Consider the following 23,451-nt stretch of genomic DNA (forward strand, 5'->3'; position numbering starts at 1 on the left):
GGCGAGGGTGCCGGGTTTCTCATCGGAAGCTCCGGTGCGGGACCGGGCCGTTCAGATCATCGAGCGGTGGATGCCCTGCGGTTCACCGCCCAGCTGCGTCAGCGCCGAGGCATGGAAAATCGATCCGGGAACGTGGATCGCATGTGCCAGCCCGGCATGCGCGTCACGGAAGAAACGCTGCATGGGCGAGCGGTAGTGCAGCGCGCCGCCGCCGGCCCTGGCGAAGATCTCGTCGACCGCGCGTACCGCCCGCCAGGCCGCGGCGGTCTGGGTGCGACGGCCGATCGCGCGTTCCTCGAAACTCGCCTCCCGCCCCTTTTCCGTGCTGTCCCAGAAGCGATCCACGTTCTCCAGCAGCGCGGCCCGCGACGCGGCGATCTCGGCGGCCGCCTCGCCGATGGAGAAGAGAACGTACGGATCGTCCTTGATGGGGATCCCGGTCACCGCGACCCGCTCCCGCTGCGCCGCGATATGGCAGGCCAGCGCGCCCTCGGCGATACCGATCACCGCGGAGGTGATACCGAGGGGGAACATACAGGAGAACGGCATCCGATAGAGAGTTTCGGTGCGGCCCGCCCGCTGCACGGCGGTACCGTCCATCACCTCCGCCGCCGACAGCGTCCGGTACTCGGGGACGAACGCGTTCGCGACGATCAGGTCCTTGGAACCGGTGCCGCGCAGTCCGATCACATCCCAGGAGTCGGCGACGATCGCGTAGTCCGCCCGGGGCAGGATCACGTGCAGGGAGTTCGGCGGCATCACGGGTTTCCCGTCGGCATCGCCGACCAGCGCGCCGAGGAAAGCCCATTGGCAATGGTCGGTGCCCGAGGAGAACGACCAGCGCCCGTTGAGCAGGTAACCGCCGTCGACGGGAGTCGCCACCCCCATCGGGGCGTACGGCGAGGCGACCCAGGTGTCCTGGTCGGCGCCCCAGATCTCCTGCTGCACGCGGGGATCGGCGAAGGCGAGCTCCCACGGGTGGACACCGACGATCCCGGTGACCCAGCCCGCCGCTCCGTCCATCGCGGCGACGGCCATCGTGGTCTCCGCGAACTCGCGTGGATGGCATTCGAGCCCGCCGTGTTCCTTCGGCTGCAGCATCCGTATCGCACCGGATTCCCGCAGGCGCCCGGCCGAGGTATCGGACAGGCGCATGAGCTGGTCGCCCACCACCCCTTCGGCACGGATCTCTTCCGCGTGCTGCTCGATCCGGTCCAGAACCTGACCCATGGCTACAACTTCCTGCTCGGTCTCTCGCGGGGCACGTGGCGCGCGACGCCACGGGATCGCGGCGTCGCCACGTCTCCTCGGGCGGCGGGCACCCCGGTCGTATCGCCGAGGCTGCCAGGCGGATCGCCGCTCGCACACAGCATCTTCCGATCAGTGAGACCGGATTCTCCGGAGACCCGTCGCACTGGGGGTCCGGGCGGCGCGCACCTGTTCGCTCAGCGGGTCCCGGCCGCTTGGAGTCGTCGGGTTTCCGCGCCGCCGGACTGCGGATCCGGCGATCCGGGAAACAGCGTGCGCGATACCTCGCGGGATATGTTCGCCACCAGCGGCGCGATATGGTCGAACCGTACGGAACGGGCCTCGCCGCACAGCGATACGGCGGCGACCGGGCCGCTGTGCCCACGTACCGCCGCACCGACGCAGGCCACCCCGAGCACGGATTCACTGTCGTCGAAAGCGAGTCCGCCGCGTAACCGGATCCGGCTGAGCTCGTGGTGCAGGGTCGCACGTTCGGCGATGGTCTTCCCGGTACGGCGGACCAGAGCGGTCCGGTAGAGACGATCCACCGCCTCCGGCTCCAGGCCCGCCAGAATCGCCTTGCCGCCGGCCGTGGAGTAGGCCGGGGCGCAGCCGCCCACCCGGGACGGCAGCCGGGTGGCGAACCGCCCACCCACTTTGTCGAGATACCGGCTCTCGCCACCGTCGAGCACGGTCAGGTGCACCACCATGCCGGTCCGCAGGTGCAGTTCGTGCAGCAGCGGTGCCGCCGCAGCCCGGATCCGGTCGTTTCCGTCGCTACCGCCGAGGCCGAGCGCGCGGCGGCCGAGCGCATAGCCGAAAGCGGTGTGCTCGATCCAGCTCGACTCGGTCAGCTGGTGCAGGATGCGATAGACGGTGGAGCGGGGCAGCTGCGCGCGGCGCGCGACCTCCTCGAGGGACAACCGCGTCGCGCGACTGTCGAACGCGTCCAGGATCCGGGTCATCCGCTCGACCATGGACGGCGGCAGATCCGGCTTGCCGTCCTGCTCGCCGGTATCGGTCAGCGAATCAATGATGGTCATCGATATCTCCAAATGAGCTGTTCAGAAGCCCTCTCATAGGCAAAAACTGAAATTGACTCTCGCCTCACAGTAACACTCGCCGACAGCGGCGGAGCGGAATCGGTGAAGGTGGACGGTCCGGCGGTGGCCCGAGGGCTTCGGCGCCCGCGGGAATCAGCGAGGGAACGGAACCCGGACGTGACAGTCGGCGACCCGACATCAGCCGGACCCCGAACCGCCGCCGAATGCCCAGACCGCGCTCACCGGGATCGGCTCCCGGGCCGGCGGGGCCCGGAGTCGATGCCGGCACCGGGTGCCCGGCCGTGATCAGCGGCGGGGGCAGCGGGGCCGGCCCTGCGGTCGTACATATCCGAGAGAAGAGCCGGTGGAGCCTCGGCCCCGAGTCGGCGGTGGAGTTTCTCAGCCGTGAGGTGACCGGGCCCGGCGGCGGCTCGTCCGCGGATATCATGGGTCATCCCGTGGCCGGCGCAACGGGATTCGCCACCACCGAGGTAGAGGTGCGGAATGAAGAAGCTCATCGCCGCCGCCGCGGCACTGTCCGCGGGCGTCATCGCACTGACCGGATGCTCGAGCGACGCGGACGTGGTCTCGGAGAACCTGTCCAAGGAATCGGACCAGTTCAAGATCAACCGTCGCGTGGTGTTCTTCAACGGGATCACCGACAAGTATCTGCTGTCCATCGAGGGCCTGTGTTCGATCAAGGATGCGAACAACCAGCTCGAGGTCACCTGCAAAACCGGTGACGACGAATACAAGAAACACTTCCTCGGGCTCTCGGACAACGTGAGCTACTTCGTCGAACAGCTCGAAGGCGCCGGCGTGAGCCGGTACCACTACAAGGTGATCTTCAAGCCCGAGACCATCGTTCCCGACGTCGACCGCCCCTGAACCGGGCCGGTGCCGGTCAGGACCAGCGTGCCTGGCCCCCGTCGAGCGGAACGGTGGCGCCGGTCAGATAGCCGGCATCCGGACCCACCAGGAAAGCGACCGCGCGACCGATATCGCTCTCGCAGTCGCCGATTCGCCCCAGCGGGATCGTGGCGACGAACTCCGCGGCCTCCTCGGGATTGTGTTCGGTCCACCATTTCAGCCCGGGTGAGAGGGCGTGCGGGGCGACCGCGTTCACCCGGATACCGTCCCGGCCCCATTCGCTGGCCGCGGTCCGGGTCAGCGAGCGCATCGCTTCCTTCGTGGCCGCGTACAACCCGTACCCACCGGTATCCCAGCGCACCGCCGCCGAGGTGACCATGGTGACGATCGCACCGCCGCCGCGGGCCTTCATATACGGATGACACGCCTGCATCAGGCGCAGTGTGGCGACAGGACCGGTGGTCAGCGCCTTGTCCATGAGTTCCGGCGTGATATCGAGCAGCGGCCCGAGCGCACTCTGGTTGGCGTTGTTGATCAGGATGTCGATACCGCCGAACGATTCGGCGACCTGCTCGACCATGGGTTCCAGCGCGTCGGTATCGCCGATATCGCACACCACCGGCTCGGCCCGGCCACCCGCCGCGCGGATGTGTTCGGCGGTCGCGCGCAGTTTTGCCTCGGTCCGGCCCACCACCGCGATCGACGCGCCCGCCGCGGCGAGTGCGTAGGCGATACCCTGCCCCACTCCCTGTCCGCCCCCGGTGATGATGGCGACCTTGCCGTCCAGTGCACCCATTGCCGATCTTCTCCCGCTCTCGATGTGTCGTGGTGCCGCGGGCGAGGTGGCACCACGGTCGCCGACCGCCGGCACCTACCCCGGCCGACCATCCGGTGGGGCTCCGCCACCCGCGGCGTCCGAACGCTAGCCGGGGCAGCCGGAGCCGTTGTGGGTCCGGTCCCGCTCAGTGGCAACGGCGGCCGGGCTCGGCCGCTCGCCGTGAGAGATTGCCAGCCGCTGGGCACCGTGAACGAGAGAGGCGCCACCATGACGACACCGGCAGACGCAGCACAGCGGCTGAACGAAGTCATCACCCGACTGACCGGCCCGGGCGGCCGTTTCGAGATAGTCCCGGAAGAGGTCCTCGGTGTCACCCTGCCCGTGATGCGCAATCGCGGCCGGACACTGCGCGATCTGGTGGCAGCCTCGCGGGCCTGGCAGGACCGCGACTATCTGGTGACCGCCGACCGCCGCATCTCCTACGCGGAGCATGCGGACATTGTCGCCGCTCTCGCGACCGCGTTGCGCGACGAGTACGGGGTCGGCCGGGGCGACCGGGTCGCCGTGCTGGCGGCCAACAGCCCCGAATGGGTGGTGGCGTTCTGGGCGAGCCAGTGCCTCGGCGCCGTCTGCGTCGGGCTCAACAGCTGGTGGATGCCCCGGGAGATCGAATACGGGCTCGGACACTGCCGACCGGCGGTACTGATCGTCGATACCAAACGCGCTGCCCTGCTGACCGATATCGATACGGCGGGGATCACGGTTCTCACTGTCGAAGAGGATCTGCCGCGGCTCACAGCGGCCTACTCGGGCGCCGAACTGCCCCGTGCCGAAGTCGACGAGGACGATCCGGCGGTCATTCTCTACACCAGCGGAACCAGCGGCCGACCCAAGGGCGCCCTGCATTCGCAGCGCAACCTCCTGGCCGTCGTCGACTACCATCGCTTCTCCGATGCGCTGGCGGCCGAATTCACCGGGCGCGACTATCGCGATACCGAGCCGAGTCCTCTGCGCTATCTGCTGACCTCGCCGCTGTTCCATATAGCCAGCCTGCACAACCTGATCGTGCCGCGGCTCGCGACCGGGAGCGCAGTGGTGATGTACCAGGGCGGGTTCGCCGCGGACAAGGTGCTGGGGCTGATCGAACGGGAGCGGGTCACGAACTGGGGCGCGGTCCCGACCATGGCGTCGCGGCTGCTCGAACACGGCAATATCGACAGCTACGACCTCTCGTCGCTGACCGGGTTCGCCCTCGCGTCGGCTCCGTCGTCGATCGCGCTCAAGGACCGGCTGCGGGAACGGTTCCCGTTCGCCCGTAACGCACTGGTCGACAGCTACGGTCTCACCGAATGCAGTACCGCGATCGCCGTCGCCACGACAGCCGATCTGGAGCACTGTCCCGGGACCCTCGGCCGCCCGATTCTGACCGTGGCCGTGGAGATCCGCGACCCGTTCGGCGAGCGGGTACCGGACGGCACCGAGGGTGAAGTGTGTGTGCGGAGCCCGTTCGTCATGCTCGGGTACTGGGCGGACGAGGCGGCGACCGCCGCCTCGATAACACCCGATCGCTGGTTGCGCACCGGCGATTTCGGCATCCTCGAAGACGGCCGGCTGCGGCTGACCGGCCGCCGCTCGGACCTGATCCTGCGCGGTGGTGAGAACGTCTACCCCACCGAGATCGAACAGTGCCTCGACGAACATCCCGACGTGGCGGAGTGCGCGGTCGTCGGCGTCGCACATCAGGATCTCGGGCAGGAGGTGGCGGCGATCGTCGTCGCGCGGCCCGGCGCGGTCGTCGACGCGGAGCAACTGCGCGAGTACGCGGCGGAGCGGTTGTCGTATTTCAAAGTCCCGACCCGCTGGCGGATCACCGCCGAACCCTTACCTCGCAACGCGACCGGCAAGGTGATCCGGCGCGGTCTCACCGCCTGACCCAGGACAGCGGCTCGCCGCGGCGGGCATCACACGTCCGGCACCGCGGCGGGCCGCGCAACCCACACCGCGGCGGGCCGCGCAACCCACACCGCGGCGGGCCGCGCAATCCGCACCGCGGCCTGATCTGCGATCACCACGCGGCGGACACCCTGACGGAGCCGACGGCGGCCGTTTCCGGATCATACCGACGCGAAGGATTCCGGCCACTCCGCGAGCAGCAGATCGCAGGACACCCGCAGATCCGCTTCGGCGTCCGCGATGGTGATGCGCCCGTTGAGGCAGGACTGGATGATGCCGAATACCGAGTGGATGAGCACTCGCAGCAACCGGGCATCCCGCTCGGTGACCTGCTCGATACCGGCGGCGTCGTAGAGCAGGTGCCGGAAATTACGGTCCACCCCCGCGGTATCCGGAACAGCGGAGGCCTTGGCGGTGCTGTTGGACTGGATCATCGCCGTCGCCAGTAGCGGCCGGCGCAGCAGGCCGCGCACCACCAGGAGCAGCGTGTCGTGGACCGCGTCCTTCGCGCTCTGTTCCGGATGCGCGCGCCGGGCGTACTTCGCACTCATCCGATCGATCTGGTCGAGCATCACCGCCACGAAGAGATGGGTTTTGGACGGGAAGTAGCGGTACAGGGTGGCGACCGCGACACCCGCGAGTTTCGCCACCTCGTGCATCTGGACCCGTTCGAGCTCTTTGTCGGTGGCCAGCGTGGCGGCGGCGGCGAGTATTCGGACCACCCGGGCATGCTGCTCGGTGGAACTCGGTGCCGCGGCATCGCGCGTTTCGGCGATCCTCGGCATATCTCCCCTTTCTCGTCCCACCGCCATCGGCGACCGTCTCGACGGTGCCGGCCGTCCGCAACGGACGGCAGAACTCTACGTCGGGTGGGACTGCCCGCCGGTGGAGTCGACGCTACCGATCCGGCGCCGGCACCCGGACGTCGCGGTCTCGGCCAGTGAGAGCGCGGACCACGACACCGTCCACGCGCACCTACGGTGAGCGACGCGGTCCGCGCGAAGTTCGCGGCCGATCCCACTGTCGTGCGCGGGTCGCGCACCCGAGGAGGACAACGATGTCGCAGGAATTCCAGGGCCGGGTCGCGCTGGTGACCGGTGCCGCGCGCGGTCAGGGGCGCGCGCACGCACTCGCGTTCGCCGAACGCGGCGCCGATATCGTCATCTGCGATCGCTGCGAAGACAATGCGGCCCTGGATTATCCGCTCGGCACGCGTGCCGAACTCGACCGTACCGCGGAACTGGTCGCCGCGTTCGGACGGCGTTGTGTGAGTGTGCGGGCCGATACTTCCGATCGAGCCGCGATGGACGAGCTCGTGCGGCGGGCCGAGGACGAACTCGGGTCGGTCGATATCGCGGTCGCGAACGCCGGCGTGACCGGGGTGGCCCCGATCGGTGAACACACTTCCGAGCTCTGGCACGAGGTGATCGGCAGCAATCTCACCGGGGTGTTCAACACCCTGGCCGCCGTCACCCCGGGCATGATCTCCCGGAAGTACGGCCGCATCATCACCACTTCGTCGATGATGGGTCGCGGCGCGAGCCCGGCGATGGCCGCCTACGTGGCATCGAAGTGGGGTGTCATCGGGATGACCAAATCGCTGGCGATGGAGCTCGCCGCACACAACATCACGGTGAATTCGGTCGCCCCGGGCAATATCGCCACACCGATGGTGCAGAACGAGTCCATGTATCGCCGGTTCCGGCCCGATCTGACCGATCCCACCTGGGAGGATGTGGCGCCGATCCTCGCCGGGCTGACCCATCTCCAGCCCGTGGCGGCCCTGGACCCGGCGGAAGTGTCCCGTGTCGTCCTCTTCCTGGCCGCCGAGGCGAGCGCCCACCTGACCGGGATGGTGTTCCCGGTCGACGCGGGCGCCGGCGCGAAGAACAACGCCTGAGCGGAGTTGCGGGAAGCGCCCGGCGCCGGCCGGTTCGGTAGAGCCGGACCGGCCGCCGGGTCCGCGGAGCTCGGCCCGGCACCCCGGCCCGGCAACGGAACTCCGGCTCAGAAGCGGGACCGGCGGAATCCGCCCTCGGAATCGAGCACCTGCCCGACCACCCAGCGGCCCGCGTCGGATACCAGCCATTCGATCAGCCGGGCGGGGTCGTCGGGCCGGCCCGCGCGGCCCCGGGGGAACGCGGAGTGGACCTCGGCGACGAGATCCGGCGGCAGACCGGTAGTGCCCGGGGTGAGGAAACCGGTGTCGACCGGGCCCGGATTGACCGTGTTGAGCACGATTCCGCGGTCGATCAATTCGTCGGCGACCGTGGCCGTCATCCCCGCCAGCACCGATTTCGCCGAACCGTAGGCGATCTCGGAGCGCATCGGTGCCAGATGCTGTCCCGAGGTCATCCAGATCACCCGGCCGCGATCGGCGACCGCGCCGCGCTCGGGACGGAACTGCGTCGCGAAGGCCTGGGTGAGCAGCAGTACCGAACGAGCGTCGACCGCCCAGTGCGCGTCGAGTGTCGCGGCGTCGATATCGGACAGTGACCCGTCACCGCCGCTACGGGCATGGTTGGCGATCAGGATGTCGATATGCCCGAACGCGGCGGTCGCCGCGGACACGACTTCGGTGGGCGCGGCGGGGTCGGCGAAATCCACACTGTGGTCCACTACCCGGGGCGCGGCGGACAGTCCGGGCCGCAGCACGTCGAAATCATCGGCACCCCAGGGCTGTTCCGCGTCGTGCGGTCGCCAGTGGGTCAGGTACAGGGCAGCGCCCCGATCAGCCAGCCGGCGGGCGATCGCATATCCGATACCGGCACGGCGACCCACCCCGGTCACCACGGCCACACGTCCGGTGAGTTCTCTTTCGGGTTGCATCACCGGCCATTGGACCGCGCACCGGCACCCGGGGCAAGCGGATTTCACCGGTGTCCCCGTGCCGCACCCGGCCACCGCGACAGATCCCGCGACTTCCCGCGATCGGTGCGATGATCGGTGCGTCCACAGCTGATTCCAGGAACCAGGACGAGCGGAGGCTGATCGGTGGGTATCGGAATTCCCGGAGTACGGGTCGGCCACTGGACGGACAGGGTGGGACAGACCGGATCCACCGTGCTCCTGCTCCCGGCGGATACCGTCGCGTCCTGCGAAGTGCGGGGCGGCGCGCCCGCCAGTCGCGAACTCGACGCGCTGGCGCCGGACAAGGCGGTCGTCTCCATCGATGCCGTCGTCCTGACCGGAGGGTCGGCCTTCGGCCTCGCCGCCGCCGACGGTGTGCTGCGCTTCCTCGAGGAACAGGGGCGCGGTGTCCCGACCCCGGCCGGGCGGGTCCCCATCGTCCCCACCCTGGCACTGTTCGACCTGGGCGCGGGTGACCCCGGCGCGCGGCCCACCGCCGAATCCGGGTACCTCGCGGCCCGGGCGGCGGCCGGCGAGCAGGTTCTCGTAGGCCGCGTCGGGGCGGGCACCGGCGCCTACACCTCCCAGTGGCGCGGACCGCAATCGCGCCGGCCCGGCGGTCTCGGATACGCCGAGCGGCGACTGGGCGATCTGGTGGTCGGCGCGCTGTGCGCGGTCAACGCCTTCGGCGATATCGACCTCGGGACGGCGGATATCTCACTGGACGCGGTCGCCCGGCTGGACGGCGGGTTCGATTTCGCACGCACGCGCGACCACACCACCATCGGCGCGATCCTCACCAACGCCCGGCTGGACAAAGTGGGCTGCCGCATCGTCGCCCAGGGCGCCCACGACGGTCTCTCCCGGGCGCTCACGCCACCGCACACCCGCTTCGACGGGGACGGTTTCATCGCCGCCGCCACCGGCCGTGTCGACGCCCATATCGATACCGTCCGGCTGATGGCACTGGCCGCCGTGGCCGAGGCGATCCGGTCCGTCGCCGGCCTGCCGGACTGAACCGGCTACCCCGAGCGACGTCGGCGCAGATCGGGTCTCAGCGGTCGATGCGGCCGGGGCGCGGACACGGCGGCGGTCACCGGTGCGGGTTCAGCGGCCGAACACTGTATTCAGCAGATCGGCCGCGATGCGGTTCATCGGGGCCAGTATCCGCCGGTGTACGAATCGCAGCGGGCGTACGGCGACGAAGTCCCAGCACGTTGCGAGCGCGCGCAGAACCGGTCGCAGCACGGTGCGGTAGACGAAGACACACGGCACCACGACCAGCACCCGGACCACCGCGGTCGCGCCGCGCCAGCCGTAGGAGAACAGCGCGGCGAGCAGCGACCCGCACGGCCGCAGCACCCAGCGCCACAACCACCGCAGCGGCCACTCCACACACCACCGCCACAACCACCGGACGGTCACCGCGATCGCGCCGAGTACCGGCCGCAGGATCCACCGCCACAGCAGTACGAGCACCGGCCGCACCAGTCGCCGCCAGAGCCACTGCTCGACGGCGTAGCGCAGGGGCCGCAGCAGCCAGTCCATCAGCAGCGCACCCAGCGGGGTCAGCACCAGGCCCCACAGCACATGCTGTATCACCCAGCCCCACAGCACATCCTTCACGAAAAGCCACAGTGGCCGCACCAGCCAGTACCAGAGGAACCGGGCCACCGGTTCCACCAGTTTCTCCAGTACGAAGAGGCACGCCGCGGCGAACGCCCGGCCGCACAGCTTCACCGCTTCCCAGAGCAACCGCACCGGAACCAGCAGCGCCACCGCGATTCCCCGCAGCACCCAGTCACCGATCGTGGTCCGTTCCCGCGGTTCCCGTGGATCTGTCGACGACATCGGATCCTCCTCCCGCCCGGAATCATCGCACCCCGCGAACTCGCGTGTATGCGAAGTTCCCCGGTCGGCAGGCCACGGGGAGCTACTCCGCGTGATCGGTCAGATCACCGGGGCCGGTAGCCGATCGGCGAAATCGGCGACGGGCAGCACGACCGGGGCCGGGCCGATCACCGGACACACCACCGGAGTCGTAGCGGGTATCCGGTCACCGGGCCCGGCGCTCACCGGCCGCGCGCCCGCACCCGCACCAGGGTGCGCGGCGCCGCGTCGGCCATATGGCTGGACAACACCATCAGCACGAGCACGGCGAAACCGGCCGCAGCGGTCGCGTAGACCATCATGGGAACCTCCTCGTATCGCTTCGACGTCCACCCTGCCCGGCGAACCTGGCAAAACCCTGTGCGCCGCTCGGTAATGCCGTGTGCGCGCAGCGACGCTGCGGATCCCTTGGCTGCCGCCGAGGCTCGCCTCTCCGGGGCCGACCGGGTCGAGCAGGGTCAGCCGGCGCGGAGTGTGACCGGGTTGGTGAGATACGTCATGGTTATCGCCCAGCGGTCGATCCCGCGGGGTGGCGCGTAGGTGTGATACGCGCGGGCCACGGCCGGGAGACCGGACCGGCGCACACCCACCGGGTTCGCGACGACGCAACCCGGTCGATGCCGATACGACCGAACAAGTAACTGATGATTTTGACTATTACAGAGCCTTCGACTGGATCTTTAATCCACTATGTAATCCAGAAATAACCTCATCAGAACCACCCGGCTGGATGCACGAGCACCCCGCGAATCCGGCGGGAGAGGTGTCGACCTGGCTGTACGACCGGATCGCGATAGGTGACACCTCGACGATCACCCTGCCCTTCGGCGATGTCACCGTGGATCCGGAGACGGAGACCCCACTGGTCCTCGTCTCGGCCGGAATCGGCATCACCCCGATGATCGGCATCCTCGAACAGCTGGCCGACCGGGCCCCGCACCGGGAAGTGCTGCTGATCCACACCGACCGCGCGCCCGCCACTCATCCGCTGCGGGATCGCCTGCTCGCGGTAGCCGACCGGCTCCCCGCGCTCACCCTGCGGATCCGCTACCACGCACACACCGAGGACAGCGCCCGGATCGAGTCCGATCTCACCGGATCCGAACTCCCGGACGACGCCGATCTCCTCCTCTGCGGTCCCACCGGATTCCTGTCGGCCGCGCGCAGTGCGCTGCGGGGACGGGGCGTACGGTCCGCCCGCGTCCGCGCCGAACAGTTCGGCCCGACCGACTGGCGCGACGAACCGCGCCGGGTCCGGCCGCGAGCCGCGTATTCCCGCCGCACTACGACACGCTCAGCAGCATATGCAGCGCGGCAGCGGCTTCGAACAGCGCCGCGCACCGGGTATCGATTCCGGCGTCGCGCGCGGCCAGGACCCCCGCGATCTCGTCCCATCCCCCGGCACCCCGGAGCCGGGGGACCAGTTCGCGCAGCGGCTCGATACCGTATCCGGACAGGCGCAGTTGATGCACCAGCCGCACGATCCGGACATCGCCGGGGGTGTACCGGCGAGCCGACTGCTCCGCCCGATGCGGTACGACCAGTCCCTCCGCGTCCCAGTGCCGAAGGGTCGAGGGCCGCACTCCCAGCGCCCGCGCCAGTTCCGAGATACTCATGGCATCCGCCGGGCTTATATCGCCGACCGGTTCGTCGGCGATCACCCGAGCCGCTTTCCGCGCGAATTCGAGATCCCGGCGTTCCCGGTCCAATCCGGCGTGCGCCCGATTCAGCAACAGGTACAACCGGGGCGGGCCTTGTTCCCGCGCCTCGCGCAGAATCCGTTTGGCCTCCACCGGTCCGGTCCCGGCAGCCAGTGCGCGGTAGGCGCGTACCGACCACAGATGGGTTTCGCGGTAGATCCGGTAGCCGCTGCGCGTACGCGGTACGGGAGGGAGCACGCCGTCGCGCTCGAGGTTGCGCACCTGCTGTACCGAATAGCCCGTACACCGGGCGATATCGACGGTCCGGAACTCGGCGTAGTTGCGACTTTCCACGGCATTGCCCGCGTATATCCCGCCAGAAGTCTCCACAAGCACTCGAATGTAACGCTCGAAGGTATGAAAATCGACGAGATCATGGAATACCTCGGCACCCGCGACGGCGTACTGATCGTGCAGCCCGGTCCCGGCGACGGCACCCCCGAACTCGCCTGGGGCGACAAATTCTTCTACTACTCCCCCGACGGCGAGATCCCGGCGGCTACCCAGCCCTTCGCCACCGTCGTCACCAAGGACTATCCCGGCGACGAACGCTCCCGGCTCGACCGGCCCGGCGTTTTCCGGGTCAACATCCACGTGGGTACGGAATTGTTCACGACCCGGATCGGCCGCGCGCCCCGCGACCCCGAGCCGGCCGGTACTGACCCGAGCGTGACCGATACCGTCATCGCCCACCCGGTCTACGGAAAGCTCGGCTGGCTCGCCGTCGTGGCGCCGGGTCCGCGCACCGCACCGGCGATCCGGGAACTGCTGGATATCGCTCACGACCGGGCACGTGCGCGCGCCCGGCGGCGGGAGAAGTAGTGATCCGCGGGCCGCGCTGAGCGCCTCGGAGCGCGGCGGTGACCGTTCCGTCGGGCCACGACCGGCCGCTGGGATTACGCCGACCTATTCGCTGAACGGCCGGATCAGCGCCTCGGACTCGCCCTGTTCGATGATGTGGGCCGTCCAGCCGGTGATCCGGCTCATCACGAATATCGGGGTGCGCCGGGCTGCGGGCCCCGCCCCGGGGCACCGCCCACCGCGCAGCAGCCCTCGTCGGGCGGGAGTTCGACGGTGCCACGACCCGGAATCCACTGACTGGGCCGGTCCAGCGCGGGCCGCACTCGATACGGCACAACTCGTCGCTGCACGACCATGCGCATTTCTGTCCACATCGCCGGTCGTGGCAGACGCTTTCGGGCAAGGCCGAACCGCCCCGCCGGCATCTCGACCCGAGCCCGTCTGAGTCAGCTACCTGCAGTTATCGTCAATTCTTTACCTAAAGCACCCCGGAGCACCAGATCGCGCTCACCGGCGCAGCGCAGTCCAACGCTCCCCAATCGTTCGCCGATCCACACATACACGCAGGCTGACGGCTATCCAACTCGGCATCCAGGTCCGCAACGGCGGTAGACAGCCCCGAGCCCGCGAAACGCCGAATCGGTGAACTAGACATCTGTACAGGAACTAAGTTACTGAGTATTCTTCCAATATCGACGCGGATGGCAGCCGAACGACCACCGCGGTGTTCCAACTCGACGAGGAGTGGCGACATGGACCGATTCAACAGGCGCGATGCGTTGAAAGCGGGCGGGGTACTGGGCGCGGTCGGCGCACTCGCCATAGCCGGCCCGGCCAGAGCGCAACCGTGGACATGGTCGCCACAGGGTTCGGTCGCGGGGAGCGGAGCAGGCGTAGATCCGATGGGGGTCTGGGATCCCGAGGCCGACCAGTTGGTCGCCTCCCTCATCGACCGCGGCGAGGTTCCCGCGATCAACGGCCTGCTGCGGACCTGGACCCGCAACGGTCAGCCGTTACCGGCCGGACTACCCCCCGACCTGCGGGACTTCATGGAATACGCACGGCAGCTGCCGCAGTGGACCGATCAGGGAAAACTCGCCACCGCCGTCGATTTCAACAAGAAGCGCGGCCTCTACCTCGGTGTACTCTACGGCCTGGCCAGCGGCATGATGAGCACGGTCATCCCCAAGGAGGCCCGGGCGGTCTACTACTCCAAGGGCGGCCACGATCTGAAGGACCGCATCTCCAAAACCGCCAAACTCGGTTACGACATCGGCAGCGGCAACGCCTACGGTCCGGACGGCGAGATGGTCGTCACCTGCGTCAAGACGCGCCTGGTCCATGCCGCGGTGCGGCATCTGCTGCCACAGTCGCCGCACTGGGTCGCCTCGGCCGACGAGGATATTCCGATCAGCCAGAACGACATCATGGTCACCTGGCACAGCCTGCCCACCACCGTGATGCGTCATCTCACAGCCTGGAAAGTGCCGATCCCCGCCCACGAATCGGATGCGTTCCTCCATTCGTGGCAGGTCGCCGCGCATATGCTCGGCGTCCGCGACGAGTACATACCGAATTCCTGGGATCAGGCCAACTCCCAGGCGGCCCAGGTACTGGATCCGATCATCGCGCCCACCCCCGAAGGAGCGAAGCTCGCCGATCGCCTGCTGCGGCTGGGGACCAACCTCGACCTGGCGATCCTGAGCAAAGGAGTCCTGGGCGCCTTCACCCGGTTCCTGCTCGGCGACAGGATCGCCGACGGATTGGCCATCGCCCGTGAGCCGGTCTGGGATCCGCTGCTGCGGTTCAGCTGGGGCCCGTTCATCGCGGTCCGCGAAGGCGTACTCACCGTCGCCCCACCGGCCCAGGAGGCGTACTGGCTCTTCGACGAGTTCCTGCGCCAGTTCGCGCTGTGGTACCTGGCCGAACTCCGGATGCCCATCAGTATCGAGCTCCCCACGATGAACCGGGATATGAGCCGGCCCCCGCGCTGACCCACCGCCCCAGCCCGCGCGGAATGCTTCCGTGCGGGCGAGTGGGCGTACGCGGCACTCATCCGGCGCCCACCAGAGCTATCCCTCCTACATTGTCGATCCGCCGGTGCCACCGCGCTCACCTGGCTGCGCCGGCGCCTGATCGAGGCGACCTTCTACTGAGCGTCGGGGCGGCTCGGATCAACATCCGGGTGCCAGCTGTTACCGGGTACGGTCCAGCCCCGCTCTTTGATCATCCTGCGGGCCGCTCGCCGGTTCCGGCCGATCAACCGGTCCAGGTAGAGCATTCCCGCGAGATGGTCGGTTTCGTGCTGGAGGCAGCGGGCCAGATATCCGGCTGCTTCGATCGTGACGGGTTCTCCGGTCATATCCACACCCACCACTTCGGCCCGGTACGCCCGCCCGGTCGGAAACCATTCGCCCGGAACGGAAAGGCATCCCTCGAGATCGTCGTCGGGGTCGGGCATCGTCTCCGGGAGTTCGGCGGTACGCAACACCGGATTGACGATATGGCCGCGATATCGGGTTCCGGCATCGAGGAGGTCGTAGACGAACACCGCACGCGGGTCCCCGATCTGGTTCGCCGCGAGCCCGGCACCCGGGGCGGCCGTATTGGTATCGAACAGATCGTCGACGAGCGTGGCGAGGTCGTCGTCGAAAACACCGACCGGAACCGCGGCGGTGACGAGCCGCGGATCGCCGGCGATGAGTATCGGTCGCACAGTCATGCGGGCAGACTACTCAAATACGAGTAGTCGTGTAAGACTGATCGGGTGAACGAAACCCGGTTGTTCGTACTGGCCGCGCTGGCCCGGCGCGGCCCGATGCACGGCCACCAGCTGCGCCGCGATGCCCGTCTCGACCGCGCCGACCTGTGGTCGCGGGTGAAGCCCGGATCGCTGTACGGCGCACTGCATCGGATGGAGAGCGAGGGCCTGGTTCAGCCGGTACGCACCGAACAGCAGGGCGCGTTGCCGGCCCGCACGATCTACCGGATCACCGACGAGGGCCTACGGGAACTGCGTGCCCTGCGCGACGAAGCCTTCACCGAAGTCGACGTCCGGCCCGACCCGGTGGATCTCGCGCTGGCCGTCGGCGACGACCTCGATACCGAACTGCTGCGCGGCTACCTCGAAGATCGGATCGCCGCGCTCCGCGCCCTCGGCTCCCGGATCGAGCACCAGCTCGACCGGCGCTGGCCCGACCAGCGCACCGCCGACGATCTCATCGCCGAGCACGCCCGGATGCGGATCCGGACCGAGATCGATTGGCACGAAAAGGTGCTGGCCGATATCGACAAACTGTCCGAGCAGTAGGACGAAGGCCACCCAGCCGTGGATCGACGGCCGATCGGGCCGGCGACGGCGGGCCGGCCGATCACCGCCCGGCGCGGACAACGGCCGCCGGTCGTACCGTTTCCGTCAAGCGTCGAAGAGCAGATAGAGCCCGGTGAAGGTGAATCCGACCATGAGGAGCATGAGCGCGAGCTGGCCGGTGAGCCGATGCGCCGGTGGGAGCAGTCGCAGGCACCGATCGTGGGCGGCCGCGACTCCCAGGATATGGCCGGTGACCACGGCGAGGACCTTGACCGTGCCGAGCAGAGCCGGGTGCGCGGACAGCAGATAGGCGATATCGCGATCGGCCAGACCCAGCAGATTCCAGCCGACCCCGAAGGGATCCGCGAACAGGATCACGGTCGCCTGCCCCTTTTCGACCAGAAAAGTCAGATAGTGTGCGACTACGTATCCCGCGACGATGGGCGTCAATGTATAGGAGAGGCGCCTGGGTAGCAGCCGGCGTTCGGCCCGCGGCATGCCTCCCGCGGCCGCCGCGGCGAACCGGAAGCTCACCCCGACGACACCGATGAACACCAGCAGTCCGAGAGTGGATACCAGCGTCACCGGAAGTCCCGCCGAGTTCGCGTCGGACACCAGACCGCGCCACCACGGAAACAACGAGAAACTGTCGAACGCCGTGGAACCCAGCAGCGTCGCCGCCACCGCCACCGAACCGGCGCCGACGGGTGTCCCGGCGAGATTCGCGAGCGGGGAGCGCAGTACGAATGCGCCGACCGCACCCCGGCCCACGGGGCTCAACCGGCCGAGCAGACTGCTGTACGCCTCCAGCGGATCCGCCCGTTCGGCCCAGGTGGTACCGAAAACGATCAGCCCGGCCACGGCGGCGACCAGATATCCGGTGAGCCACAGAGTCACCGCCCGCACCGAACCGGGGTCGGGCGAGGCCAGTTCCAGCCAGACGAAGGTGAACAGCCCGAATGCCGCCGGCCAGTGCCCCAGCACCTCGGGATATCGCAGCAGCCCGGCCTCGGGTGAGCGCCCGCCGGCCGCGCAGAGCACGCGGTGGACGGCCCGCGCCGGGGACAGCACCTTCCACACCGGTCCGGCCACCAGTGACACGACGGGTACCCCGACCCACAGGAATACGTAGACGACCCCCGGGACCGGATTGCGGGCCGGATCGGCGGGACCGGCGACTCCGACGGCCAGTACCGCGCCGAATACCAGAACGCTCAGCGTCGCGACGCTCGCGCGCAGTGCCGGTGCGTCGGCGAACGACCGCAGACCGGCGGGCAGCGCGATACCGGGAGCGTCCGGGTCCAGTCGCGGTTCCCGCCAGGCGGAGGCGATCACGGCGAACGAGAAGGTGAGTGCCCAGGCGGCGCCGATCAGCGCGTAGGTCAGCGGAATCGGCAGGTCCGCCGCACCGCCCAGGCCGTGGGCGAGCAGCGTCATTCGCGAACGAGCAGGGTGGCCACCGTATGCCCGGCGTGATGCAGTTCGATCTCGACCCGCCCCGGCACCGCGACGGTGAACCGGAAGCGCTCACCGGTTCCGGGCGTGATCGCGAAGGTGTGGTCGGGTTCGGCGTGCACATGCAGTTCGTCGTCGGTATCACTGTCGACGACGATCTCGATCGGCTGGCCCACGTGTGCTTCGAACCGGGCGTCGGACGGAGTGACCGTACCGGCGACGATCCGTACCGGAACGATCACGGATGCGGCGCTCCGCGACGCGCTCGCCTCGCCCGTGCCGGAAGGTTCCGGTTCGCTGCTCGCACAACCGGCCAGCAAAAGACCGGCGGCCAGTACCGTGAGGCACAGGCGGGAAACGGACGGCATCAGTCCTCCTCGTCGGGTTCGGTATCGGGATCGGCGTCCCGGTGCGGCGGCCGGTCCTCGTCCGCCGCGCTTCTACGGTCCCGGACCGCGATCACGACCACCACCCCCGCGATGAGAAAGGCCGGGAGAAAGGCGGGGACCGCCAGCAGGATCGAATGGTCGGCGAGCAGCACCACGCCGTCGTATCGATCGGTCATGGCACGGGTGCCTGTTCCTTCTCCCCTGTGCTGAAGTCGCGCAGATACCGATCGTTGATCCGCGCGGCGCCCCAGGACAGTGCCGCGATCAGGACGAGACTGCACGCCAGCACGACCAGCCCGGCCGCGGCGAACAACCACGCCGGATGATCGAAGGACCGCTCACGCTGCAGCACGGTGATCTCGGCGACGAAGGGCCGGGTGAACGATTCCAGGGCGGGGACCTCCGCGGCGCCGATACCGGGATCGGCGGCCATGAAGATCGGTAGCGCGGTCATCGTCCGGCCGTCCTGGACCCGTAGCAGAGTCTTCCAGCTTCCGTGCACCGGAACAGGTTTCGTCGATACGTAATGCCCCTCACCCGCGCGCCGCAACTGGTCGACCACCAGCCCACGGCCCGGACTGTCGCTACCGACGCCGCCCTGCCAGGCCAGGATCTGGATCCATTCGGGGTCGGTGCCGACCAGATCCGCCGGGGTGATGCGGATATCGGCGTACACCATCCGGCCGCCCTCTTCGGGCGCGTCGCGCAGTTGTACCGTGGCCCGGGCGTCCTGCGGGACATCGATCATCAGGCCGTTGGTGGTGGCAGCCGCTACGACCGCCACCGCCGCGACCACCAGCGCCCGGCGTATCGCGGGCCGCGGGAGCGGCTCGCCACGCAGTACGACGGCGAACATCCCGCCGACGACACCCCCCGCGACCCCGGTCGGAATCGCCATCGCCAGCAGTTCCGGCCATATCGCCGTCGGCCAGGGATCGACGAACATCGCGGCGATCCACCGCGATTCGAGCCAGAGCCCGACCGTTGCCGCCGCCAGACCGCAGATCGCGCCCCACAGGATCCGGCGCCGGGCCAGCGGCAGCAGGGCCAGCAGTTCCACCACGACGGCCGCCCCGAGATACAGCGGGAACACATTGCGCGGCGCGTCGATGATCGGCCCCCCGACCAGTACGGCGACAACAGCCCGCACCGCCGCGGCGAAACCGACCACCACCAGGGTGCTCCCCGCGCCGAGAGTCAGCCGGGCCGCGACGAGGGCGATCGTGGCCGCCGCGACGATCAGCATCGGCTGCAGTACCAGGCGGAACTGTTCGACACCGAAATCGTATTCGACCTGGAAAACCGACAGTCCGATGAGCAGGCCGCCGAACGCGAAGGCCCGCAGCAGCCACATCCGCCGAGTTTCCGGGCGGTCCGGATCCGGCCGGTTGCGCATCCCCTCGAATTCGAGGAGCAGCACGCCCACCAGCGAGAACCCGGCCCCGCCGATCAGCATCAGATGGGTCGGTCCCCAGAGCGTGACGTCCTGGCCGAAGATCCGGTGCCACACATCGTCGAGCGGGAACCCGATCAGGGCGTAGAGCCCGGCACCGGCGACGAGGATCCCGCCGACCGGCGCGCACCAGGTCCGCGTGATCCGCACGGCCGCCACCCCGGGCTTCTCGTCCAACGGCAGCACTATCGCGGACATACCGGCGGTGAACAGGAAGAACAGGCCCGCGAGAATGAAATAGTGCGCCGGGTTGGCCAGCGGCCCCTCGTCGCGGCCGTTGCCGATGTGCAGGCTCACATCCCAGATGAATCCGAGCAGGGCGGTCAGGATGGTGGCGAGGAACATCGCCAGCGGCAGCGCCACCCAGCCGGGCCGGTTGAACACCCGGCCGAGCCGGTCGGCGATCCGCTGCAACCAGGTGATCCGGCGGGTCCGGTGCAGGTAGCCGACCCACAGCAGCACCAGCGCGATCACACCGGCGGATCCGGTCATGATCGCGACCTGGTCCAGCGCCGCGCCGCCGCCTTCACCGGCCGGCGCCGCCGACCATCCGAGTACCTCGTACGCACCGTCCGGCACAGGACCTCCACACCCTGATGGATTATGTGTGACGAAAAGTAGCATGAATATCCACCGGGCAGGGAGGGTTCCCGGACGTGTCCCGATCTCACCGCGACACGCCGATTCCGCACGTGATCGACCACAAGGGACACCCGGCCGGAGCCGTGCGCGCCGGACAGTGGCCGAACCGAACCCGAAGATCGAGAACAGCCCGGTGCCCAGAGCGTACGCCGCGAAGGACGGTGATATCCGCGTCCGGGCAGTCAGCAGAACCTGATCATGGAAGCAACCCCGACGATGAGCGAATAGGCCGCGAACGGCAGCAGCGTGCGAGTCTGGAAGTAACGCTCCAGGAACCGGACCGCCAGCCACGAAGAGATCCCCGAAACCAGCGCACCCGCGAGAATCGGGCCGTGGATGCCCTCGGTTTCCGGTCCGATCAGCTCGGGAAGCTCCACCAGACCCGCACCCAGGATCGCCGGAGTGGCGAGCAGGAAGGCGAATTTCGCCGCGTGCGCGTGTTCGAGACCACGCCACAACCCGCCGACCATGGTCAGGCCTGCCCGGCTGAACCCGGTCAGCAGGGCACCGAGCTGGGCGGCACCGATACCGAGCGCGTCGCGCGCGTCGAGCGCCGCCAGGCGCCGGTCGGCCCGGAGTCGGGCGTTCTCGGCGCCGGCCGGGTTCCGCCGGCCCGACCCCTGCAACGCGAAACGCCGCCCGTATTCGGCCAGCGTGGGCTCGTTGCGCCGGCGCAGTCCTTCGCCCACCAGCAGTACGACTCCGTTGAGGGTCAGGAAGAAACCGGCGCAGATCGGAGCGGCGAACAGAGCGTGCAACGGATGTACGAGCAACGGGCCCAGCACCGCCACCGGAACCGAGGCGATCACGATCAACCACGCCAGCCGCTGTGCCACGGTGACCGGCCGCCGCGTCCGCAGCGTCGTCACGAAACCGGCGACGATCTCGTACCAGTCCCGGCGATAGTGACAGAGCAACGCGACCGCTGTCGCCACGTGCAGCGCGACGACGAAGGCCAGATACGGTGTTCCGGTCTCGGATTCGTCGTGGCCGACCAGCGTCTGCCAGTCACCGCCGAGCCAGGCAGCGAACAGTACGGAGTGGCCGAGACTCGACACCGGGAAGAGTTCGGTGACACCCTGCACCGCACCGATGACCGTGGCCTGAACGTAGGTGAGCATCGCGATGATTCTTACACGGGTGCGAGCGCCCTCCCGGCGGGGTCGGAGCATGCCCGGAAAGCCCGAAAGTACCGTTCCACAGCATTTTTCGCGACCCGCCCGCCCGGCCCGGAAGATGCCGGGATCCGCCGCCACAGCACAGGTTGTAGCTGCCGGGGTGTGCGCCGGATACGGGCCCGGGACACGCTCGTGTACAACCTCACCCACGCCGGCCCCGCAGGTAGGCTCCGGGTATGGCCAGTCGCGAATCGGAGAGTGCGCCCACCACACCGGCTCGTCGGACCGCCCGCTATCTGTTGTCGGCGGCGCTGGTCTTCGCGGGTCTCGCTCATCTGTTCTGGGCCCGGGAGGAGTTCCAGGCCCAGGTGCCCGATTGGGTGCCGCTGGACAAGGACGGCGTGGTGATGGCCTCGGGTGGTGTCGAGATCATGCTCGGCGCGGGCCTGGCCGTGTTCACCCGCGACCGCGTCCGGATGGGCCGGATCGCGGCGCTGTTCTTCGTCGCGGTCTTCCCCGGCAATATTGCCCAGTGGCAGGGCCACCGCACGGCCTTCCGGCTCGATACCGACCGGAAACGCTTCGTACGACTGCTGTTCCAGCCGGTACTGATCCTGTGGGCACTGTGGTCCACCGGTGTCCCGCGTAGCGCGAAGGTATAGCCCCGGCCCTACCCGACCGCGATCCCGCGGGCGGGCGGGTGTGCCGCGCAGCACCGAGAGCCGATTGGCCGGAGGTGCTGGCTAGGCTCGACCCATGCCTTCCCGAGCCCCTACCGTCGACCGGCTGCGTCCCTTCGCCGCCACGATCTTCGCCGAGATGACCGAACTCGCGGTCCGCCACGAGGCGATCAATCTGGGGCAGGGTTTTCCGGACAGCGACGGGCCCGCGGGCATGCTCGAGGTGGCCCGCCGCGCCATCGCCGACGGTCTCAACCAGTACCCGCCGGGCCGCGGGATGCCGGTACTGCGCCACGCGATCGCCGCGGACCGCGCGCGCCGCTACGGCACCGGATACGACCCGGATACCGAGGTACTGGTGACGGTCGGGGCCACCGAAGCGGTGAGCGCGGCGGTGCTCGGGCTGGTGGAACCCGGCGAAGAAGTGGTGCTGATCGAGCCGTACTACGATTCCTATCCCGCGGCGGTGGCCCTGGCCGGGGCCCGGCGGCGCACCGCGCGGCTGGTCGCCGCGGGCGACCGCTTCGTACTCGACCACGACAGTCTGCGCGCCGCGATCACCCCGGCCACCCGCATGCTCATCCTGAACTCCCCGCACAACCCCACCGGAACCGTCCTGGGTCGCGCCGATCTCGCGGCGATCGCCGAGATCGCGTGTGAACACGATCTGCTGGTACTGACCGACGAGGTCTACGAGCATCTCGTCTACGACGACGCCGAACATCTGAGCATCGCCACATTCCCGGGGATGGCCGAGCGGACGCTGGTGGTGTCGAGTGCCGCGAAAACGTTCAGTGTCACCGGTTGGAAGATCGGCTGGATCTGCGGCGCGGCACCGCTGATCGACGCGGTACTCGCCGCCAAACAGTTCCTCACCTTCGTCGGTGGTGGCCCGTTCCAGCCCGCGGTCGCGCACGCGCTGACCCACGAACTCGACTGGGTGGCCGGGCTCCGCAGCACGCTGGCCGACCAGCGGTTGCGCCTGTCCGCCGCACTCACCGATACGGGTTTCCGGGTACATCCGAGCGCGGGTAGCTATTTCGTCTGCGCCGATATCCGTCCGCTGGGAGCGGACGACGGGGTGCGGTTCTGCCGGGAACTGCCCGGGCGGCTCGGCGTCGCCGCGGTCCCGGTGAGCGTTTTCACCGATGATCCGGATCCGTGGCGTCATCTCGTCCGGTTCACCTTCTGCAAGCGGCGGCAGACCTTGGACGAGGGCGTACGACGGCTGCGCTCGGCGACAACGACCTAGCGCCCGACGGCGGGTCGGA

General features: G+C 68.8%; 23 protein-coding genes and 2 pseudogenes. 10 read left to right on the top strand and 15 right to left on the bottom strand.

Going from position 1 to position 23,451, the window contains the following annotated elements; translation table 11 throughout:
- Positions 1 to 51: 51 nt before the first annotated feature.
- Entirely contained in the window at positions 52 to 1,230 is a 1,179-nt protein-coding gene (locus ACWEWT_RS07215) for a hydroxylase (protein WP_452557081.1), read from the bottom strand.
- Between the two features lie 215 nt (positions 1,231 to 1,445).
- Complete coding sequence (locus ACWEWT_RS07220) at positions 1,446 to 2,291, bottom strand: IclR family transcriptional regulator (RefSeq protein WP_452557083.1); 846 nt, start codon at positions 2,289 to 2,291, stop codon at positions 1,446 to 1,448.
- 504 nt (positions 2,292 to 2,795) lie between these two features.
- Here ACWEWT_RS07220 and ACWEWT_RS07225 point away from each other — a divergent pair.
- Entirely contained in the window at positions 2,796 to 3,179 is a 384-nt protein-coding gene (locus ACWEWT_RS07225) for a beta-sandwich lipoprotein (RefSeq protein WP_452557085.1), read from the top strand.
- A gap of 16 nt (positions 3,180 to 3,195) precedes the next feature.
- Here ACWEWT_RS07225 and ACWEWT_RS07230 read toward each other — a convergent pair whose 3' ends face one another.
- Complete coding sequence (locus ACWEWT_RS07230; RefSeq protein WP_452557087.1) at positions 3,196 to 3,957, bottom strand: SDR family NAD(P)-dependent oxidoreductase; 762 nt, start codon at positions 3,955 to 3,957, stop codon at positions 3,196 to 3,198.
- A 249-nt stretch (positions 3,958 to 4,206) separates the two neighbouring features.
- On the opposite strand from ACWEWT_RS07230, the gene ACWEWT_RS07235 reads away from it, so the two are divergent.
- Complete coding sequence (locus tag ACWEWT_RS07235; RefSeq protein ID WP_452557089.1) at positions 4,207 to 5,871, top strand: class I adenylate-forming enzyme family protein; 1,665 nt, start codon at positions 4,207 to 4,209, stop codon at positions 5,869 to 5,871.
- A 182-nt stretch (positions 5,872 to 6,053) separates the two neighbouring features.
- On the opposite strand, the gene ACWEWT_RS07240 is transcribed toward ACWEWT_RS07235, so the two are convergent.
- Positions 6,054 to 6,677: a TetR family transcriptional regulator gene (locus tag ACWEWT_RS07240; protein ID WP_452557091.1), complete on the bottom strand. Its 624-nt coding sequence runs from the start codon at positions 6,675 to 6,677 to the stop codon at positions 6,054 to 6,056.
- 272 nt (positions 6,678 to 6,949) lie between these two features.
- Between ACWEWT_RS07240 and ACWEWT_RS07245 the strand changes: the two genes are divergently transcribed.
- Positions 6,950 to 7,792, top strand: coding sequence for a mycofactocin-coupled SDR family oxidoreductase (locus ACWEWT_RS07245; protein ID WP_452557093.1), 843 nt, complete (start codon positions 6,950 to 6,952; stop codon positions 7,790 to 7,792).
- 107 nt (positions 7,793 to 7,899) lie between these two features.
- Here the strand turns inward: ACWEWT_RS07245 and ACWEWT_RS07250 are convergent, their stop codons facing one another.
- Positions 7,900 to 8,721, bottom strand: a complete 822-nt coding sequence (locus ACWEWT_RS07250; protein WP_452557095.1) for an SDR family oxidoreductase — start codon at positions 8,719 to 8,721, stop codon at positions 7,900 to 7,902.
- Positions 8,722 to 8,886: 165 nt separating this feature from the next.
- Between ACWEWT_RS07250 and ACWEWT_RS07255 the strand changes: the two genes are divergently transcribed.
- Entirely contained in the window at positions 8,887 to 9,759 is an 873-nt protein-coding gene (locus tag ACWEWT_RS07255; RefSeq protein WP_452557097.1) for a P1 family peptidase, read from the top strand.
- Between the two features lie 90 nt (positions 9,760 to 9,849).
- Here ACWEWT_RS07255 and ACWEWT_RS07260 read toward each other — a convergent pair whose 3' ends face one another.
- Positions 9,850 to 10,593: a hypothetical protein gene (locus tag ACWEWT_RS07260; RefSeq protein ID WP_452557098.1), complete on the bottom strand. Its 744-nt coding sequence runs from the start codon at positions 10,591 to 10,593 to the stop codon at positions 9,850 to 9,852.
- 99 nt (positions 10,594 to 10,692) lie between these two features.
- The gene (locus ACWEWT_RS07265) at positions 10,693 to 10,818 is read right to left on the bottom strand and encodes a hypothetical protein (protein WP_452557100.1); all 126 of its coding nucleotides are present in this window, start codon (positions 10,816 to 10,818) and stop codon (positions 10,693 to 10,695) included.
- A gap of 712 nt (positions 10,819 to 11,530) precedes the next feature.
- On the opposite strand from ACWEWT_RS07265, the pseudogene ACWEWT_RS07270 reads away from it, so the two are divergent.
- Positions 11,531 to 11,737: pseudogene (locus tag ACWEWT_RS07270) on the top strand (hemin transporter); the annotation flags it as partial.
- Positions 11,738 to 11,915: 178 nt separating this feature from the next.
- Here the strand turns inward: ACWEWT_RS07270 and ACWEWT_RS07275 are convergent.
- Positions 11,916 to 12,662, bottom strand: coding sequence for a MerR family transcriptional regulator (locus ACWEWT_RS07275; protein ID WP_452557102.1), 747 nt, complete (start codon positions 12,660 to 12,662; stop codon positions 11,916 to 11,918).
- A 27-nt stretch (positions 12,663 to 12,689) separates the two neighbouring features.
- Here ACWEWT_RS07275 and ACWEWT_RS07280 point away from each other — a divergent pair, with 27 nt between their 5' ends.
- Positions 12,690 to 13,154, top strand: a complete 465-nt coding sequence (locus ACWEWT_RS07280) for a DUF6194 family protein (RefSeq protein ID WP_452557104.1) — start codon at positions 12,690 to 12,692, stop codon at positions 13,152 to 13,154.
- An 84-nt stretch (positions 13,155 to 13,238) separates the two neighbouring features.
- Here ACWEWT_RS07280 and ACWEWT_RS07285 read toward each other — a convergent pair.
- Positions 13,239 to 13,334: pseudogene (locus tag ACWEWT_RS07285) on the bottom strand (citrate/2-methylcitrate synthase); the annotation flags it as partial.
- A 551-nt stretch (positions 13,335 to 13,885) separates the two neighbouring features.
- Between ACWEWT_RS07285 and ACWEWT_RS07290 the strand changes: the two are divergent.
- Positions 13,886 to 15,127: an oxygenase MpaB family protein gene (locus ACWEWT_RS07290; protein ID WP_452557106.1), complete on the top strand. Its 1,242-nt coding sequence runs from the start codon at positions 13,886 to 13,888 to the stop codon at positions 15,125 to 15,127.
- Positions 15,128 to 15,282: 155 nt separating this feature from the next.
- Here the strand turns inward: ACWEWT_RS07290 and ACWEWT_RS07295 are convergent, their stop codons facing one another.
- Positions 15,283 to 15,855 (bottom strand): peptide deformylase, encoded by a 573-nt coding sequence (locus ACWEWT_RS07295; protein ID WP_452557108.1) that lies wholly within the window; start codon positions 15,853 to 15,855, stop codon positions 15,283 to 15,285.
- Between the two features lie 45 nt (positions 15,856 to 15,900).
- Here ACWEWT_RS07295 and ACWEWT_RS07300 point away from each other — a divergent pair, with 45 nt between their 5' ends.
- Positions 15,901 to 16,443, top strand: coding sequence for a PadR family transcriptional regulator (locus ACWEWT_RS07300; RefSeq protein ID WP_452557110.1), 543 nt, complete (start codon positions 15,901 to 15,903; stop codon positions 16,441 to 16,443).
- A 105-nt stretch (positions 16,444 to 16,548) separates the two neighbouring features.
- Here ACWEWT_RS07300 and ACWEWT_RS07305 read toward each other — a convergent pair whose 3' ends face one another.
- From ACWEWT_RS07305 to ACWEWT_RS07325, 5 genes are all read right to left on the bottom strand, one after another.
- Positions 16,549 to 17,880: a hypothetical protein gene (locus ACWEWT_RS07305; RefSeq protein WP_452557112.1), complete on the bottom strand. Its 1,332-nt coding sequence runs from the start codon at positions 17,878 to 17,880 to the stop codon at positions 16,549 to 16,551.
- Positions 17,877 to 18,266 (bottom strand): hypothetical protein, encoded by a 390-nt coding sequence (locus ACWEWT_RS07310; RefSeq protein ID WP_452557114.1) that lies wholly within the window; start codon positions 18,264 to 18,266, stop codon positions 17,877 to 17,879. Before ACWEWT_RS07310 ends, ACWEWT_RS07305 begins: the two co-directional genes overlap by 4 nt.
- Positions 18,266 to 18,463: a hypothetical protein gene (locus ACWEWT_RS07315; RefSeq protein ID WP_452557116.1), complete on the bottom strand. Its 198-nt coding sequence runs from the start codon at positions 18,461 to 18,463 to the stop codon at positions 18,266 to 18,268. Before ACWEWT_RS07315 ends, ACWEWT_RS07310 begins: the two co-directional genes overlap by 1 nt.
- On the bottom strand, positions 18,460 to 20,232 hold the full coding sequence (locus ACWEWT_RS07320) for a hypothetical protein (RefSeq protein WP_452557701.1): 1,773 nt from the start codon (positions 20,230 to 20,232) through the stop codon (positions 18,460 to 18,462). Before ACWEWT_RS07320 ends, ACWEWT_RS07315 begins: the two co-directional genes overlap by 4 nt.
- Before the next feature lie 332 nt (positions 20,233 to 20,564).
- Complete coding sequence (locus ACWEWT_RS07325; protein WP_452557702.1) at positions 20,565 to 21,509, bottom strand: undecaprenyl-diphosphate phosphatase; 945 nt, start codon at positions 21,507 to 21,509, stop codon at positions 20,565 to 20,567.
- 227 nt (positions 21,510 to 21,736) lie between these two features.
- Here ACWEWT_RS07325 and ACWEWT_RS07330 point away from each other — a divergent pair, with 227 nt between their 5' ends.
- Together ACWEWT_RS07330 and ACWEWT_RS07335 are read left to right on the top strand one after the other, a co-directional pair.
- Complete coding sequence (locus tag ACWEWT_RS07330; protein ID WP_452557118.1) at positions 21,737 to 22,162, top strand: DoxX family protein; 426 nt, start codon at positions 21,737 to 21,739, stop codon at positions 22,160 to 22,162.
- Between the two features lie 94 nt (positions 22,163 to 22,256).
- Complete coding sequence (locus ACWEWT_RS07335; RefSeq protein WP_452557120.1) at positions 22,257 to 23,432, top strand: pyridoxal phosphate-dependent aminotransferase; 1,176 nt, start codon at positions 22,257 to 22,259, stop codon at positions 23,430 to 23,432.
- Positions 23,433 to 23,451: the final 19 nt, after the last annotated feature.

The organism is Nocardia sp. NPDC003963 (assembly GCF_053605105.1).

Excerpts from the sequence above, each read along its gene's own strand:
- ACWEWT_RS07305 (WP_452557112.1), bottom strand. The coding sequence starts at position 17,880 with ATGACGCTGCTCGCCCACGGCCTGGGCGGTGCGGCGGACCTGCCGATT.
- ACWEWT_RS07225 (WP_452557085.1), top strand. The coding sequence starts at position 2,796 with ATGAAGAAGCTCATCGCCGCCGCCGCGGCACTGTCCGCGGGCGTCATC.
- ACWEWT_RS07245 (WP_452557093.1), top strand. The coding sequence starts at position 6,950 with ATGTCGCAGGAATTCCAGGGCCGGGTCGCGCTGGTGACCGGTGCCGCG.
- ACWEWT_RS07220 (WP_452557083.1), bottom strand. The coding sequence starts at position 2,291 with ATGACCATCATTGATTCGCTGACCGATACCGGCGAGCAGGACGGCAAG.
- ACWEWT_RS07290 (WP_452557106.1), top strand. The coding sequence starts at position 13,886 with ATGGACCGATTCAACAGGCGCGATGCGTTGAAAGCGGGCGGGGTACTG.
- ACWEWT_RS07320 (WP_452557701.1), bottom strand. The coding sequence starts at position 20,232 with ATGACCGGATCCGCCGGTGTGATCGCGCTGGTGCTGCTGTGGGTCGGC.
- ACWEWT_RS07215 (WP_452557081.1), bottom strand. The coding sequence starts at position 1,230 with ATGGGTCAGGTTCTGGACCGGATCGAGCAGCACGCGGAAGAGATCCGT.
- ACWEWT_RS07335 (WP_452557120.1), top strand. The coding sequence starts at position 22,257 with ATGCCTTCCCGAGCCCCTACCGTCGACCGGCTGCGTCCCTTCGCCGCC.
- ACWEWT_RS07235 (WP_452557089.1), top strand. The coding sequence starts at position 4,207 with ATGACGACACCGGCAGACGCAGCACAGCGGCTGAACGAAGTCATCACC.
- ACWEWT_RS07240 (WP_452557091.1), bottom strand. The coding sequence starts at position 6,677 with ATGCCGAGGATCGCCGAAACGCGCGATGCCGCGGCACCGAGTTCCACC.
- ACWEWT_RS07250 (WP_452557095.1), bottom strand. The coding sequence starts at position 8,721 with ATGCAACCCGAAAGAGAACTCACCGGACGTGTGGCCGTGGTGACCGGG.
- ACWEWT_RS07230 (WP_452557087.1), bottom strand. The coding sequence starts at position 3,957 with ATGGGTGCACTGGACGGCAAGGTCGCCATCATCACCGGGGGCGGACAG.
- ACWEWT_RS07280 (WP_452557104.1), top strand. The coding sequence starts at position 12,690 with ATGAAAATCGACGAGATCATGGAATACCTCGGCACCCGCGACGGCGTA.
- ACWEWT_RS07330 (WP_452557118.1), top strand. The coding sequence starts at position 21,737 with ATGGCCAGTCGCGAATCGGAGAGTGCGCCCACCACACCGGCTCGTCGG.
- ACWEWT_RS07260 (WP_452557098.1), bottom strand. The coding sequence starts at position 10,593 with ATGTCGTCGACAGATCCACGGGAACCGCGGGAACGGACCACGATCGGT.
- ACWEWT_RS07295 (WP_452557108.1), bottom strand. The coding sequence starts at position 15,855 with ATGACTGTGCGACCGATACTCATCGCCGGCGATCCGCGGCTCGTCACC.
- ACWEWT_RS07315 (WP_452557116.1), bottom strand. The coding sequence starts at position 18,463 with ATGACCGATCGATACGACGGCGTGGTGCTGCTCGCCGACCATTCGATC.
- ACWEWT_RS07310 (WP_452557114.1), bottom strand. The coding sequence starts at position 18,266 with ATGCCGTCCGTTTCCCGCCTGTGCCTCACGGTACTGGCCGCCGGTCTT.